14 protein-coding genes are annotated in these 14,694 nt (G+C 59.8%); 6 read left to right on the forward strand and 8 right to left on the reverse strand.

Features of this window, described 5'->3' with window-relative positions; genetic code table 11:
- Positions 1-81 precede the first annotated feature (81 nt).
- Genes AC13Q5_RS24660 through AC13Q5_RS24680 form a run of 5 tightly spaced genes read right to left on the reverse strand, consistent with a single transcriptional unit; the run spans position 82 to position 5,562 of the window.
- Entirely contained in the window at positions 82-1,278 is a 1,197-nt protein-coding gene (locus AC13Q5_RS24660; protein ID WP_488503480.1) for a glycoside hydrolase family 172 protein, read from the reverse strand.
- Between the two features lie 28 nt (positions 1,279-1,306).
- Positions 1,307-2,155, reverse strand: coding sequence for a carbohydrate ABC transporter permease (locus AC13Q5_RS24665; protein WP_488503481.1), 849 nt, complete (start codon positions 2,153-2,155; stop codon positions 1,307-1,309).
- The gene (locus AC13Q5_RS24670; RefSeq protein ID WP_488503482.1) at positions 2,145-3,089 is read right to left on the reverse strand and encodes a carbohydrate ABC transporter permease; all 945 of its coding nucleotides are present in this window, start codon (positions 3,087-3,089) and stop codon (positions 2,145-2,147) included. Before AC13Q5_RS24670 ends, AC13Q5_RS24665 begins: the two co-directional genes overlap by 11 nt.
- A 55-nt stretch (positions 3,090-3,144) precedes the next feature.
- Positions 3,145-4,497: an ABC transporter substrate-binding protein gene (locus AC13Q5_RS24675; protein ID WP_488503483.1), complete on the reverse strand. Its 1,353-nt coding sequence runs from the start codon at positions 4,495-4,497 to the stop codon at positions 3,145-3,147.
- Positions 4,498-4,557: 60 nt separating this feature from the next.
- Entirely contained in the window at positions 4,558-5,562 is a 1,005-nt protein-coding gene (locus AC13Q5_RS24680; RefSeq protein WP_488503484.1) for a LacI family DNA-binding transcriptional regulator, read from the reverse strand.
- A 206-nt stretch (positions 5,563-5,768) separates the two neighbouring features.
- Between AC13Q5_RS24680 and AC13Q5_RS24685 the strand changes: the two genes are divergently transcribed.
- From AC13Q5_RS24685 to AC13Q5_RS24695, 3 genes are read left to right on the forward strand one after another with little or no spacing between them, the layout of a single operon-like run.
- Positions 5,769-6,359, forward strand: coding sequence for a hypothetical protein (locus AC13Q5_RS24685; protein ID WP_488503485.1), 591 nt, complete (start codon positions 5,769-5,771; stop codon positions 6,357-6,359).
- Complete coding sequence (locus AC13Q5_RS24690; RefSeq protein ID WP_488503486.1) at positions 6,356-6,919, forward strand: DUF4352 domain-containing protein; 564 nt, start codon at positions 6,356-6,358, stop codon at positions 6,917-6,919. The genes AC13Q5_RS24685 and AC13Q5_RS24690 overlap by 4 nt, the downstream gene beginning before the upstream one ends.
- Positions 6,909-7,481 (forward strand): hypothetical protein, encoded by a 573-nt coding sequence (locus tag AC13Q5_RS24695; RefSeq protein ID WP_457882049.1) that lies wholly within the window; start codon positions 6,909-6,911, stop codon positions 7,479-7,481. Before AC13Q5_RS24690 ends, AC13Q5_RS24695 begins: the two co-directional genes overlap by 11 nt.
- Before the next feature lie 33 nt (positions 7,482-7,514).
- Here the strand turns inward: AC13Q5_RS24695 and AC13Q5_RS24700 are convergent, their stop codons facing one another.
- On the reverse strand, positions 7,515-8,810 hold the full coding sequence (locus AC13Q5_RS24700; protein WP_488503487.1) for a hypothetical protein: 1,296 nt from the start codon (positions 8,808-8,810) through the stop codon (positions 7,515-7,517).
- A gap of 91 nt (positions 8,811-8,901) precedes the next feature.
- Entirely contained in the window at positions 8,902-10,044 is a 1,143-nt protein-coding gene (locus tag AC13Q5_RS24705) for a LacI family DNA-binding transcriptional regulator (protein WP_488503488.1), read from the reverse strand.
- 371 nt (positions 10,045-10,415) lie between these two features.
- Between AC13Q5_RS24705 and AC13Q5_RS24710 the strand changes: the two genes are divergently transcribed.
- The 3 genes from AC13Q5_RS24710 (at position 10,416) to AC13Q5_RS24720 (ending at position 14,156) form a co-directional block, all read left to right on the forward strand.
- On the forward strand, positions 10,416-11,372 hold the full coding sequence (locus AC13Q5_RS24710; RefSeq protein ID WP_075854782.1) for a sugar-binding protein: 957 nt from the start codon (positions 10,416-10,418) through the stop codon (positions 11,370-11,372).
- 105 nt (positions 11,373-11,477) lie between these two features.
- Positions 11,478-13,019, forward strand: a complete 1,542-nt coding sequence (locus tag AC13Q5_RS24715; protein WP_488503489.1) for a sugar ABC transporter ATP-binding protein — start codon at positions 11,478-11,480, stop codon at positions 13,017-13,019.
- A 129-nt stretch (positions 13,020-13,148) separates the two neighbouring features.
- On the forward strand, positions 13,149-14,156 hold the full coding sequence (locus AC13Q5_RS24720) for an ABC transporter permease (protein WP_174172813.1): 1,008 nt from the start codon (positions 13,149-13,151) through the stop codon (positions 14,154-14,156).
- 72 nt (positions 14,157-14,228) lie between these two features.
- Here AC13Q5_RS24720 and AC13Q5_RS24725 read toward each other — a convergent pair whose 3' ends face one another.
- Positions 14,229-14,672 carry a hypothetical protein gene (locus tag AC13Q5_RS24725; protein ID WP_488503490.1) on the reverse strand — a complete coding sequence of 148 codons (444 nt, stop codon included), beginning with the start codon at positions 14,670-14,672 and terminating at the stop codon, positions 14,229-14,231.
- Positions 14,673-14,694 lie beyond the last annotated feature (22 nt).

A 14,694-nucleotide genomic window follows, 5' to 3' on the forward strand; every position in this document is an offset into this window, starting at 1 on the left:
TGCAAAATCAAGGCGGGGAATAGGGATTGCGGTGACGTTCTATCGCTGCCGTCGACACGGAGCAAAGAAGTCCGCTACTCTCTACCCCCTCGCTTTCTTGACTGCGATCTCCATTTCCTTGAACGGACGGCGGAAGGTGGGCACGCGCTCGTTAACAAGCGGAAATGCGCCGAACGGCTTGTGCGGCTCGGCCTGATACCAGAAGGCGACCGAGGATATATCGTCGGAGCGGCGATTGGCGTGACCGTGTTCGATCGTCACGCGGATGCTCTTCTGGAAGATTGCCGGATCTTCGATATGCCAGCGATAGAGCGTCACGGGTTCGGTCCAGTTCGGGCCGCCTGCGGCGATGATGCCATGATAGGGTGCGCTATATTCCTGCGTCGGGCACCATGCCGTGTTGAAATAATCCTCCGTGCCGGTGCCGTGCAGCGTCGGCGGCCAGGCATCGTTGGCGCCGGGCGCGGATTCCGGCCGAGGCTCGATCAACGTCGCCTTCGGGCCGATGCGCGGATCGGGCTTGCGCACCGTGTCCGGCACGGAAAGCCCCTGTTCGCCGTCGATAAAGATCATATCATCGCCTTCGCCGTACCAGTCCCACACATCAGAGCGGCGGCGCGAATAGACGCTGTAGAGAACGCCGACATAATGGCCGCGTCCCTCTGCCTCAAGGATCGTGTAGTTTTCCTTGCCGTCGACATTCTCGCCGCCGAAGAGATATTCCTCGTTGGTGAGGCTCGCGTCGCTCATGCCCTTCGGCTGCGACTGGCGATACTGCGCGTGGAAGCGTCCCATGCCCTCTTCGAGCTTTTCATGCAGTTCGAGATCGACATAATAGTAGAAGAGCAGATCGTGTTCGGCTTCGTTCGTTACCGTCAGCTTCATGTGCGAACCGAAGGGCATGGGGAAATAGCAATTGAATGCCTTGCCGTCCTCCGGGCTCGCCTGCATCGGCAGGCTGGCGTAATTTGCTGTGCGGCCGTGGCCCATGCCGAAGAAATCGCCGATCGGCGCCTCGATGCTTGGCTCCGCCTCGCCATCCCAATAGGCGCGCAGCACGATCTTGCGCAGGAAATTTTCGCTCTCACAAGCAAGCGTCGCCCAGATATGAGTGATGATACCGGCACCCGAATGCTCCGCGATGATCTCGGTCTTGCCCGGTTCGATGTGGAAGCGGTCGTCATTGCCGCCGGTGCGGTCGTAGCTCGAAAAGCGGCGCGTCTTTGCCGCGCGCAGTTTTGCAAGCCCGCGCAGGGGTGAAAGGCCGAGATTGCTCATGAAGGTCTCCTGTCTTGAATGAAGCCGGCTATTTCAGGCCGCTGGTCTTCAGCGAGTCCATGATTTGCCGCTGGAAAATCACGAAGAGAATGAGGGTCGGAATGGCGACGATGGTGGAGGCCGCCATCATGTAGTTCCAGGATGCCGAATACTGGCTCTTGAAGTTGGCGATGCCGACCTGCACCATCCAGAGATTGGGATTGGAGGTAATGGTGAGCGGCCAAAGGAAGGAATTCCAGTTGGCGAGGAAGAACAGGATGGCGAGCGCCGACATGATCGGCCGGCTGAGCGGCAGGATGATGCTCCAGTAAATACGCCAGTAGCCGGCGCCGTCGATCACCGCGGCCTCCTCGATTTCGCGCGGCAGCGAAAGGTAGTATTGTCGCAGCAAAAAGATGCCGAAGGCATTGAAGATCGCCGGCACGATCAGGCCGGCATAGGAATTGATCATGCCCATCGCCTTGACGATGATGAAGAGCGGCACGATCACGACCGGCAGAGAGACGAGAAAAGTCGAGAAGATTGCTAGGAAGATGATCTCGCGTCCGGGAAAGCGGAGCCGCGCCAGCGCATAGCCCGCCATAGTGTGGAAAAACAGCGCGACGATCGTCACGGTCGCCGAAACGAAGAAGCTGTTGAGCATGTAGCGGATGAAGGGCACGCCGGTCAGCACATAGATGAAATTATCAAGCGTCGGTGCTTCCGGGATCAGCGACGACGAGAAGGATTCGGCTGCCGGCTTGAAGGCGATCGACACCATCCAGAGCAGCGGAAACAGCGTCATCAGTGCGAGTATGGCTGATATCGACATCCACAGGCAGCGCACCAGCGTGACCTGCGATCGCGCGAAATAGGCGTTCGAAGCGTCATTCTGCATGATCGAAACGTCCTCCGCGCGTGACGGCAAAGAAAATCGCGGTGACGGCCATAAGTGCGATGACGAGGATCGACGACATTGCGGCCGCATACCCGAAGGCACCGAAGGAGAAGGCCTGCTGATAGATGTAGACGATCAGCACCGCCGTCGAATTCGCCGGACCGCCCTTGGTCATGACATAGATGATGTCGAAGGCCTGGGCGCCGGCGACGGCGGCAACCATCGACACCATGAAAACGAAGAAGCTGGTGGGCTTCAGCAATGGCAGGGTGATGTAGCGGAAGCGCTTGGTCGGGCCGGCGCCGTCGATCATCGCCGCCTCGTAATACTCTTTCGGTATATCCTGCAGGCCACCGAGGAAGATCAGCATATAGAAGCCCATCAGGAACCAGAGGCTGACGAGCACGACAGTGATCAGCGCGAAGTTCGGATCGCCGAGAAATGAGATTGCCGGCAGACCGAGGCTCGCCATGGTCTGGCCGACGACGCCGATCTTGTCGATCACCATGAATTGCCAGACGAGGGCAACGACGACGAGGCTCACCATGTTGGGTGCAAAGAACATCGAGCGGATGACCGCGTTGAAGCGATTGGTCTGCTGCACGAGAAGCGCAAGCCCCAGGCCCGTGACATAAAGCGACGGCACGAGCATGACGGCATAAAGCGCCGTTACCCTCGCTCCCTTCCAGAACAGGGGATCATGCCACATGCGGATATAGTTCTTGGCGCCGACGAAATTGTAGCCGCCAAATCCGTTGACTTCGTAGACGCTCAGCACGAGCGACAGAAGCATCGGCACGCCAAGAAAGAGGAAGAGGCCGAGCGCATCGGGGAGCACGAAGAGGTAACCCGCGATCCACTCGCGATGCCGGGCGGAAAGGCCTTTACGCCTGCTATTTGCGTGGTGTGCCGTCTCATCTGCAATTGTCGTCATGTTTCGCCTCGAAAAGAGAGGCCGCTCACGCTGGATGCGGAGCGGCCGGCGTTTCCTAGAGGATCGGCGCACCGCTATAGGAGCCGAGGAACGAGTCGAGCTGCTGCGACGCCGAGGTCGCGGTTGCCTGGGGATCGGCGCCGCCGAGCTGCGTCTGCTGGATCGCATCGGAGATGATCTTGTAGACCTCCGGTGGCAGGCGCGGTTCGGCACGGGCGCCGGGATAGACATCGGAGGCGAATTTGCCGATCATTCCGGTCTTGAAGGCATCGCCGCCAGCAGTAAGCGCGCTTTCGCGCGGCGGCATGTCCGACTTGCCCTTGGTGCACCAGTCGGCGACGCGCTGGACGGAGTCCTTCTCCTTGGAAGCCAGCGCCCAGGCGCAGAATTGCGCCGCCGCATCAGGGTTCTTGCTCTTGGCATTGGCGACGAAGGCCCAGCCGCCGCCGACAGTCACGTATTTGCCGTTCGGCGGTGTCGGCAGGCGGAAGACGCCATATTTGAAATCCTTGGCATTGCTCTGCAATTGCGAGATGCCCCAGATGCCGACGTTCTGGATGGCGCAGTAGCCCGAGGCGAGGTTAGCGACCGTGTCGTTCGCGCCGCTGCCCATGACCTGGCGCGGCGCTGCGCCTGAATTGACGGCATCCTGCCAGAACTTCAGCGCCTGAACCGTCGCAGGCGAATCGAAGGCGCTCTTGCCGTCCTTCCCCTGAAATTCGCCGCCGCCCTGCCAGAGGAAGGGATACCAGGTGAAATTCTGATAGTAGCCCGGCTGGGTCTCGAACAGCACGCCGAAGCGCTTCGGCGTCGTCAGCTTCTTGGCCAGCTCGAGCAGGTCGTCCCAGGTCTTCGGAACGTCGTTCTCGTTCAGCTTCGCCTCTTCGAACGCCTTGACCGAGTAGTACATGGCCATCGGCTCGACCTCCATCGGAATGCCATAGATCTTGCCGTCGACCATGCGATTGGCGATCACGCTCTCCGGAAAATCCTCCTTTGCGTCGATATGGGGCGTCAGATCCTGCAGGACGCCGCCATTGTAGTAGCGCAAGAAATCGCCCGGCGAGATGAGGAAGATGTCCGGCCCCTCGCCGGAAGCAAAGGCGGTCGCGAGCTTCGGCCCGTTGATGTATTCCGCATTCGGCACATATTCGAGTTCGACCTTCTGCGGATGGCTGTCGTTCCAGGCCGCGACCGCTTTTTCGAACCAATCGATCTGGCTCTGGACCGGGCCGCCCGGTGCATAGAACTGCCAGAATTTCAACGGCGCGCTCTGTGCGCGGACGGCCATGCGCGACACATAGGGAAACCCGCTCAACCCGGCAGCCGCGCCGGCGGCCAGGATCGCGCCGCCCTTGAGCACGCCGCGACGGGTTGCGGCGGCGATGAACTTGTCCTTACCAGTCATGACTTCCTCCCATTTTCACGTTGCCGCCACCACACTCCTCCCGGGTGACGGTGCCTCACTTCATGCGGTATCGAAGGCGTGCAGATTGCAGGGGATCACGTCCGAACGTGCCGGCCCCGCATAGGCTCCCGAAAGCCTCTCCAAAAGCATCTCGGTTGCGCGATGGGCAAGCAGCGACGGCGTATTGCCGACCCTCGTAATCCGCGGCCTGACATATTCGAGCTGCGGTTGATCGCCGAAGACGGCGATGCCGATATCTTTCGGGACGCTGATGCCGCGATCGAAAAAGGCGGCGAGAGCGCCCGCCGCCATCAGGTAGTTTCCGAAGAAAATCACCGAGGGCAGATTGTCGCCATAGTTCGCCAGAAGCCAATCGACCGCCTCTTCCCCTGACGGGCCGAGATAGCTTCCCTCGCGCCGCAGTTCGGCAATCGGTTCGACACCGCTGTCGCGTAAGCCCTGTTCGAAGCCGGCGGCGCGCGCCATGGCTTCGGCGAAGAAGGCCGGCCCTGTCAGATGCGCGATCCGCCGATGGCCCTTCTTGGCCAGATAGGCTCCCATCTGACGGCCGCCGCCGAAGTCGTCGATCTTGACGCTATCGACCGCCTTGTTCGGCAGGTCGCCGATGAATACTGTGGGAAGATCGATTTCGAGCAACGCATCGTGCATGCCGTGCAGCGCGAAATCGCCGACGATGAGGCCATCGATGCGTCGGCTGCGGATCTGGCGGAGATAGTGCTTGCCGTGCTCCTGGGAATGGCCACCCGGCACGTCGGTGTTGAAGACCAGGAGATCGACCCCGATCGCCTCGAGATCGGATTGCGCCGCCTGGACCATCTCCGGATAGAAGGGGTTGCGAATATCCGGGATCAGCATCGCAACGAGATTGGTGCGGCCGGTCCTGAGGCTTTGAGCGAGCGGGTTCGGAACGTAGCCAAGCTCCGCGATCGCCTCCTGTACGCGCTTGCGCAAATCCACCGAGACACGATCGGCGTGATTCAACACATGCGACACGGTGGTCGGCGACACTCCGGCACGCTTGGCAACTTTGGCGATTGTGGTCATATCGATACGCTACGGTATTGTAAATCGATTTGCAAATGCTTTTGCAAATCGATTTATCTATCAATCTCCCCAACTGTGCCCACACATAATTCGTTCATACACTACCACTCACCCTTGCCGGATTGGCCGGCTGAGCCAAATAGGGATTGTCGCCGAGCTTCCCTGAGTTGCAGGCGGCCAATGCCACTACTCGATCGCATCAGGCAATGACCCCATCGGCTGTCAGCAAAGCGAACAAGGCGCTCTATACCCGGATCATCGCCGGTATCGGCGGGCTGCTGGCGGGCGCACTGTCGCTTGGGTTTTCGATCTACGAAACCCGCACAGGAACGGAGGTGGCGCAGGTGGCACCCGGCAAACCCGTCAATGTGGGCCAGTGGCTGGTTACTCTCAATTCCGGCGGCATCGCCGCGGAGACACCAGATGGCCGACACCTTCCCGATGGCAAGAAAGCGCTGACACTCGATTTGACGCTTGAGAACATGACGGCAGAAAGCTCGAACTTGTATCGCGATACGCTGAAGCTCGAAAATGTCGCAAACCCACCACTTCCACAATTCTATCTTGTCCGGGACAATGACTTGCTTTGGGACCTCCAGCCGATGATGCCGGAAAAGGTCAAGGTCGTCTGGCAATTGCCCGCGACACAAACGCTCCCGAAAGTCCTGAACGTCGCGATCGTCGGAACCACTTACAAGCCGAAGGACAATCTCTACGCCGCGCCGGGCTGGTTCAATCCGAATGACGTGGCGCGCGTCGGCTTGCCGCTTTCAGCCGGGCAAGGAGCAAATCCTTGATACGCCTTTTGCTTTCCCTGTTGCTCGTCGGCGTCACCGCCCTGCTTTTGGCCTTCCTGCAATCGACAACACCGAGCTATGCGGTGCTGACCGGCCCCATCGAGACCGCCGGGTTGCAGAAGGATACCGTGTCGAGCAAGATCTTCAGCGTCAAGGTCGCCAAGGTTTTGCGTGCAAAGACGATCGCGTTTACCTCTTACGGCAAGCCGATTGAACGGCAGACCGAGGGGGTCTGGCTGATCGTCAGTGTCGAGCTGCAATCGAAATATGACACCATGACCATCCAGGCCGCAGCGATTGAAGGGGCTTCCGGTCGCTCCTATCGGCAGACCCATCGTGCCGACGGCGCGCCTCGCCTCATACCATCAAAGGATTTGCAGCCGGGCCTGCCGACGACGGGCATCTTCATTTTCGAACTGCCGGAAGGTGAAACGAGCAATATGACGCTGGTGCTTTCCAGGCAGCCCTCCCCCCAGCTGGACTCGGAAATTCGTGTAAAGCTCGACGGCGGAAGCATCGAAACGCGCGACCGTGCGGAGATCGGCAACAATGGCGTCTAGACGGGAACGGCGGCTCTGGTTGGCATCCTTATTAAGCCTGCCCATCCTGCTGGCGGGCAACTACGCTATCAACGCATGGCGCAACGCCGAAGATTACATCAAGCGAAACGAGCTGCGCATAAACGACAGCCTCAGTGGACAGCCTTATGCCAAGGCCTCCTGGACACTCAACCAGGCAAGACTGATCGGCGATGGACGTGACGGGAAAATCACCTTTCCTGGCCAGATGCGCCTCGTGATCATAAGGCTCGCTGCGACGGCTGAAGACGATATTGGGCAGTCCTGGGCTCAATGCAGCCTGACCCTGACGGACCCAAAGGGACGACGCTGGCAGCCCCTCAATTTCATTCTTTCCAAGGATCTTAGCCGCGACCTCGATCCACAGGCCACACCTATCGATGGCTGCGATACCGTGTCGCGCCAACCGCCCGCCAAGGGCGCAAGTACACTCATGGAGGAAAAATTCGTCGTGCCGGCCGATGCACTCCCGTCTCTGTCGGCACAACTGAGTTTTGCTTCGACGAGGCCGGACGCCATATCCTTCCCGTTACGGCTGAACTGACGCACTTCCGTAAAAGCTGAGCCACTCCAGGCATCAGCTTCCGCCGCGACGCCATTCCCGTCCTTGCGCGAAGCCGATTTCGAGCGCCGCAGCAAGCAGGCAAATCTTGATCGGCATGATGAGGACACCATCGCCCGGCGCGCTTGGATTGCCAAAGACGAGCGAAATGGCCTGCGCAATCATCTGCCACAAGGGCAGATCGTGCGGCCCAATGAGCCTGGATGTAGCGTACCAGGCCCAGGCCGATCCCCAATCCAGCAGCCGATACAGCAGAATGACTGATAGCATCAGCCCAAGACCGGAACCCAGGGTAAGCCCGACGCCCTCGGCCAAGGCACGATAGCGTTTCGCCGTCCCCGCGATGAAATGCGAAATGAAGTCGCGGATCGCTTTCGGCAACGACTGCCAGCGCGAGACGGCACGCGCCACGCGGCCCTCCGTCAGCGGACGTTCGCCATTGATGTCATAGCCATAGACCAAGGCGGCGAGCGTCAGCCAGACGACGGGATAAAGAGCGTAGAGGAACAGGCCGCGCATTTGCCCGGAAAGGGAAAGCGAGGCATCTTCCGCCGTCGGCGGAAAGAGAGTTGCCGCTGCAGCATCGGCGACCGGGTTGAGAAAGCCGAAGAAATGCCCGATCGCTTCGGGAAGCTTGGCGATCCAGGAGCGGATATCGCCTTCCCAGTTTGAAATGACAAAGAGACCGATGAAGGCCCAGTTTGCCTCGCAAACGACGATGATAACAGCCCAGATCGGCGCTTTCGAACGCGCATGCATGAATTTGGCGAAGCGCCTGACCACCCAGGCGACGGCGACCGACACAAGGAGCCAGGCGCTGCTGCCGAATTTCAGGGGATTATAATCCTCGCCGAACAGCATCAGGTCGAGCGAAAGCCTGGAATATTCCCTCACGGTATCGCCGAGAAAGCCCCAAGCTGCGTAGTAGGCGAAGAACGGCACGAGGGTCAGCGCGAGGATCGAGGTGAAGCCGGCCGTCGCAGAACTGTCGCCGGTATCGGTTTCCGGCCGGGCAGCCGCAACGCGCGAGGCGGCGTCAAGCGACGGTAGCCCGGGCCGCACGGTCTCGAACAGCGCGACGATGATGACGAGCTTCAGGAGCACGACAAGGGCCAGGGTGGAGAGCCCCGCCAATGCATTCAGCCGGCCGATCATGACGGCAAGTTCGTTGAGAAGCGAATTACCAATCAGCCCAAGCAGCCAGAGCGCCATCAACTGCGGCCAGAAGCGCCACAGCAGTTGCAGGGTCAGCGATGGCAGCCGGAACAGAAGCCGGAGCGGCGGGCGGGTATCCTGGGAGAGAACCGTCATGACGCGTATAGTAGCAATCGGACCGCCAGTCGCCAAGACGCCGCTCAACCTGCCAAGCGAACGGATCGCCTGCGGCTGACCGCGGGATCCATCAAACCTTTCGCACTTTGCGCCCGGTTCTAACGCCAACCGGTGCGGCAACGGAGGCACGTTTGACAAGCGAGCACTCCAGCTTGGTGATCTGGTAGCGGCGCTCGCGAGGCAGCACAGCCGTTTCGAGATGTTCGATCGCCCATTGGCCCATGGCCATGTGAGGCAGGACCGAGGTCGTCAAGGGCGGCACGAGATGACGGCAAATGTCTTCATCGTCGTAGCCCATGACCGACATGTCCTCCGGAATGTGGAGCCCCGCCTCCTTCAGCGCTTCGTAGCAGCCGATGGCGGTGCGGTCGTTCTGGCAGAAGATCGCAGTTGGACGTTCGGGAAGCGAAAGCAGCTTCATGGTACCGGAATAACCGGCGCTCGCCGACCAGTCGCCTTCGATGACGAGCTCCGGATCGAATGGAATGTCGGCTGTTGCCAAGGCTCGGCGATAGCCGGTCAATCGATCCTGGGCGGCCTGCATCCACGGCTCACCCGTGATCGTCGCAATGCGATGGTGGCCATGCGAGATCAGATGCCGGGTCGCGGTCTGCCCGCCGGCGATCTCGCTCGGAACGACAGCCGGAAAGGCATAGTCGGACGTATAGCAATTCAGGAGAATGATCGGAATATTGAGATCGTAGAGATAATCCGGCACCTCCACCTCACGGGTGAATATCGTCATGTAGATGAGCGCCGAAATACCGCTGTTGCTGAGCGCCTTGATCGCTCTCGGCTCCATAATGGGATCGCTCATGGTCTGTGCGACAAGCAGAACGTTTCCGGCGTTCCAGCATGCCTCCCGAGCCCCCTCGATCGCAACGACGGCTTCCGGACTGGTGGCGAGCTGGTCGACGGCAAAGCCGATGACGCCATCGAGCTTCGATGGCGACAGGAGCGCCGGCGGCGTGGCAAGCACGGGCGCGACATAGCCGAGCTGGCGGGCTGCCTCGATGACCCTCTCCCGGGTCTGCTGCGACAGGCGCATGCCGGGCGTATTGTTAAGAACGAAGGATACTGCGCTCTGCGAACATCCGGCCGCCTTGGCAATATCGGTCATCGTGACCCTGCTGCCGGAACGACGGCCGCTTCGCTTCGATATCCTGTTGTCGACGGCCGTGCGATCGCCGTTTGCGGCCGATATCTTCTTCATAACTGCGTCTCATCTCCCCTGAAGCGAAATCGGCCTACAATCCCCACGGCCGTTTTCATGCGCTAATATTTATTATCATCAATCGAGCAATTTCGGCAACCGGTGCAGATGCGCATACAATCATCACCCACATCTTCAGGCTCAAGATCTTTTGCAATTGAAGCAAATAGCTAGATTTTCGGGACTTCGGCGCTTAACCCGCGCGAAATTGTATTACTAATTCTATTTACTAATCGAAATTAGTCGTATACCGTCGCTCCCGTGGTTGGACGTGCCTTATCTCGCTTGGCGAGAAACCCTAGGAGGGGGTTCAGGACGGACGGCTGCGAGTTGCAACTAGATCCCGTCAGCGGATCTATGGGAGGATGATCATGAAGTACGTAACACGGGGCGCTGCCGCCTTTGCGGCAGGGTTGCTGCTGAGCTATGCAACGGCGACCTATGCCGCCGACAAGCCGACTCTCGCATTTGTGGTCAACGGCGCATCCGACTTCTGGAAGGCGGCCGAAGCCGGCGTCAAGAAGGCCCAGGCCGAACTGCCGGACTTCAATATGGAATTGAAATACCCTGAACAATCGTCGGTCGCGATCCAGCAGCGACTGATGGAAGATCTCGTCGCAGCCGGCGTCAAGGGCATCATGGTTTCCGCCGTCGATCCCAAGACTTCGACGGAGGGGCTGAACAAGATCGGCTCGGAAACCGCGCTGTTTACCACCGATAGCGACGCACCGGATACGAACCGCGTCGCCTATATCGGCTCATCGAACATCGATGCCGGCAAACAGGCCGCCGAAATCGCCAAGAAAGCCATGCCGAACGGGGGCAAATGCATCGGCTTCGTGGGGCTTCTCGGCGCCGACAATGCCAAGGAGCGCATCCAGGGCATGAAAGACGGCCTGGCGGGCACGAAGATCGAATTGACCGACGTGCGCGGCGATGACATCGACCAGACGAGAGCAAAGAAGAACGTCGAAGACGCGCTCGTTGCAAGCCCTGACGTCACCTGCATGGTCGGCTTCTATTCCTACAATACGCCGCGCATCTACGAAGCGCTGCGCGAAGCCGGCAAGCTCGGCCAGATCACCGTCGTCGGTTTCGATGATGATCCGATCACGCTTGGCGGCGTCAAGGAAGGAACGATCGCCGCAACGGTCGTGCAGCAGCCCTATCTCTGGGCCTATCAGGGCATGAAGCTGATGGCCGCCTATCTGAAGGGCGACAAGTCGGGGATCCCGGACGGCAAGCTCATCATCATCCCGACCAAGATCATCGGCAAGGACGATGTCGATGCCTATGCGGCCAATCTGAAGGCTATGGCAGGCAATTAAGGCCAGCCCGCAGCAGCGCCGGTTGCGGGGACCGGCGCTGTTCGAATGCAATTGCTCACGTCGCCGCGGCTCTCGAAGCCACATCGCACAGGCATGATATTCGTTATGAATCAACGCTCGGATACATTGGCATCGGCTGAAACCACAGCACCCTTTCTCAGCCTTTCGGGGATCGGCAAGACCTATCCGGGCGTGGTAGCGCTCGATAATTTCTCGATGGACGTCAGCCCCGGCGAAGTGATCGGTCTTGTCGGCGAGAACGGCGCGGGCAAATCGACGCTCATGAAAATTCTCGGCGGCGTCGTCAAACCGGATCACGGCAGCATTCGGCTCGATGGAGCCGAGCACGGCGCCTTCACGGTCGAAAGCAGCATCGCGTCCGGGATCGCCTTCGTCCATCAAGAGCTTAACCTATTTGAAAATCTCGATGTTGCGGCCAATATTTTCCTCGGCCGCGAACCACTGCGCGGCGGCGCCCTGAAGCTGGTCGACCGTACCCGCCTGCGTGAGATGGTCGCCCCTCTGCTGAAACGCGTCGGCGCCAATTTCTCACCGGATACGCCGGTTGCTGCGCTTTCGCTTGCCCAGCAGCAGATGGTCGAAATCGCCAAGGCATTGTCCATCAATGCCCGCCTCGTCATTCTCGACGAGCCGACCTCGAGCCTGCCGCTCGCCGAGACGGAAAAGCTGCTGGCTGTCATATCCTCGCTGAAGGCCGAAGGCATCAGCGTCATCTTCATCTCGCACCGCCTGCATGAGGTCGAGCGCGTCGCCGATCGCGTCATCGTTCTGCGCGACGGCACGCTTGTCGGCACGTTGCCGAAAGACGCGATCGACCACGATCGCATGGTGAAGCTGATGATCGGTAGGGCATTGGCTGCACGCTCCGTGGAGGCGGCCCGTCCGCCGGGCGATATCGCGCTGAAAATCGCGGCAATTCGCACCGCCGCCTATCCAACGCAGCCCGTCAACCTGGATATCCGTTACGGCGAAATCCTCGGTCTTGCCGGCCTCGTCGGCTCAGGCAGGACGGAGCTCGCACGTGTCCTCTTCGGGGTCGATCACAGCTATGGCGGCAACATCGCCCTTGGCGGACGGGACCTGAGACTGCGATCGGCGAGGGACGCCGTCGCCAATGGCATTTTTCTCGTGCCGGAAGATCGCAAGCTGAACGGCATTCTGCTCGATATGCCGATTTCGCAAAACATATCCCTGCCCAACCTTCCCGCCTTCGCGCGTCGTTCCATGGTTTCGCCGGAGCGCGAAAATGCCGTGGCCGAAACGCAGCGCAGGCAGCTCGCCATCAAGACGCCATCGGTCTCGACCCGCACCGGCACGCTTTCGGGCGGCAACCAGCAGAAGGTCGTGCTCGCCAAATGGCTTGCCATGCACCCGAAGGTGTTGATCTTCGACGAGCCCACCCGTGGCATCGATATCGGCGCAAAGAGCGAAATCTACAGCCTGATGCGCAAGCTCGCGGATGCTGGCGTCGCGATCCTGATGATCTCGAGCGACATGGAGGAGGTGATCGGCGTCTCCGACCGCATCGCGGTCATGCATGAGGGCCGGATCTCCGGCATCCTCGAGAAGGATCAGTTCAGTCAGGAAAATGTGCTTTTGCTGGCCGTCGGCAAGACGCTACACTAGAGCGGTTCGGCTCCCCATGGAATCTTGAACCGCTCTATCTCATTGTTTTTATGCAATTCCGGACGGAAAGCCGCTGCGCAATTTTCCTGGAATTGCTCTAACGGCTGCTGCCAATGGGAATTGATATCGATGAGTAAGAAAGATCTGGGCCTGCTTCTGTTGATCGTCGTCGTCGGCATCGTCGTGACGATCATCAATCCGCGCTTCCTTCTGCCGATCAACCTCGCCAATACGTCGAACCTCATCGGCTTGTTTGGAATCCTGTCGATCGGCCAGGCCTTCGTCATCATCACCGGCGGCATTGAGCTTTCCGTCGGCTCGCTGGTTGCCTTGCTCGGCGTGCTGTTCATCGATTTCATCGCCGTCCAGAACATGCCCTGGGCAATTGCCCTGCCCTTGATCCTGGTGCTTGGCGGCGTGCTGGGGGCGATCCACGGCTGGCTGATCACCCGGCTCAATCTCCAACCCTTCGTCGTGACCCTCTGCGGCCTCCTGATCTATCGGGGTGCGGCGCGCTTCTACACCGCGGACGGCACGGCCGGCTTCGCCTTCGGCCAGAACTTTCCGACCTTGGAATTCCTGACCGCCGGCCGCTTCTACGGTGTGCCGAACACCTTCATCGCGCTCGTGATCATTGCTGCCGTCATGTGGATCGTTCTGCATCGCTCCGTCTACGGCCGCTATCTCTACGCCATCGGCAAGAATGAGGAGGCGGCAAAATATTCCGGCATCCGCACCACGAAGATGGTCACGATCTCCTACATCATCTGTGGCGTGCTGACGGCGCTTTCGGCGATCTATTTCGCCATGTACACCCGCTCCATCTCACCGGCGAGCCACGGGCAGTTCTATGAACTCTATGCGATCGCCGCAGCGGTTCTCGGCGGCTTCTCGCTGCGCGGCGGCGAAGGGTCCCTGATCGGCGTGGTGCTCGGCACGATCCTGCTGCAGGAATTGCAGAACCTCGTCAATCTGCTCGGCATCCCCTCCTCGCTCAACTTCGCCGTGATGGGTGGCGTCATCCTGATCGGCGTCCTGATCGATCAGCAATGGAGCGCCATCCGGGCGCAACGACGCCTGGTGTCTGCCGCACGCCAGACGGAAACGCGCCAGCCTGCCGAACAACCGCAGTCATGATGGTGTTGCAAGCCGAACCGCCGGAAAGATATCACGTGCGGTTAGTAACGCGTTGCCCCGTGCCCAAGGGCTTCAGGAGGGCATCGACCTATTGCAGATTGGGCATCCGTCAGCATGCATGATGATCCCATGGGTTTCACAGCGGCCGAAGTTGCTCTCGGAAAAGGTCGAATGGATTGCCGCATCGTTTGGCCTGATATCGTGTGGTCCAAATGCCGACACAAGCATTCGAAAACGCATCAGGCACGGCATCAACCAGTCTTCTTTCGGCTCGTAGCCCAGCTTTTCCCAACCGATCTTCGATTCGGCGGCGGTAATCGTCCGGATCAGAAAATTCCGATCCTCGGCAAATGTTGCGATGTGCCAGGGCATTTCGGCAATGTCGAATCCCACTGCTCCAAGCCCCAAGACCGCCTGATCCCGCGATGCGATCCATGATGCAAACGCTTGCTCCGATCTCGTCTGCGCCAACGCCGACGCGGCAATGGCGACAACTTCCATGAAGACGTCGGTCAATCCGTTCTGCATCTGAATTGCA

The organism is Martinezella sp. CNPSo 3964, from assembly GCF_057784375.1.

Bases quoted from the DNA above. Each gene is read 5' to 3' on its own strand.
- AC13Q5_RS24660 (WP_488503480.1), bottom strand. From the start codon at position 1,278: ATGAGCAATCTCGGCCTTTCACCCCTGCGCGGGCTTGCAAAACTGCGC.
- AC13Q5_RS24665 (WP_488503481.1), bottom strand. From the start codon at position 2,155: ATGCAGAATGACGCTTCGAACGCCTATTTCGCGCGATCGCAGGTCACG.
- AC13Q5_RS24670 (WP_488503482.1), bottom strand. From the start codon at position 3,089: ATGACGACAATTGCAGATGAGACGGCACACCACGCAAATAGCAGGCGT.
- AC13Q5_RS24675 (WP_488503483.1), bottom strand. From the start codon at position 4,497: ATGACTGGTAAGGACAAGTTCATCGCCGCCGCAACCCGTCGCGGCGTG.
- AC13Q5_RS24680 (WP_488503484.1), bottom strand. From the start codon at position 5,562: ATGACCACAATCGCCAAAGTTGCCAAGCGTGCCGGAGTGTCGCCGACC.
- AC13Q5_RS24685 (WP_488503485.1), top strand. From the start codon at position 5,769: ATGACCCCATCGGCTGTCAGCAAAGCGAACAAGGCGCTCTATACCCGG.
- AC13Q5_RS24695 (WP_457882049.1), top strand. From the start codon at position 6,909: ATGGCGTCTAGACGGGAACGGCGGCTCTGGTTGGCATCCTTATTAAGC.
- AC13Q5_RS24700 (WP_488503487.1), bottom strand. From the start codon at position 8,810: ATGACGGTTCTCTCCCAGGATACCCGCCCGCCGCTCCGGCTTCTGTTC.
- AC13Q5_RS24705 (WP_488503488.1), bottom strand. From the start codon at position 10,044: ATGAAGAAGATATCGGCCGCAAACGGCGATCGCACGGCCGTCGACAAC.
- AC13Q5_RS24710 (WP_075854782.1), top strand. From the start codon at position 10,416: ATGAAGTACGTAACACGGGGCGCTGCCGCCTTTGCGGCAGGGTTGCTG.
- AC13Q5_RS24715 (WP_488503489.1), top strand. From the start codon at position 11,478: ATGAATCAACGCTCGGATACATTGGCATCGGCTGAAACCACAGCACCC.
- AC13Q5_RS24720 (WP_174172813.1), top strand. From the start codon at position 13,149: ATGAGTAAGAAAGATCTGGGCCTGCTTCTGTTGATCGTCGTCGTCGGC.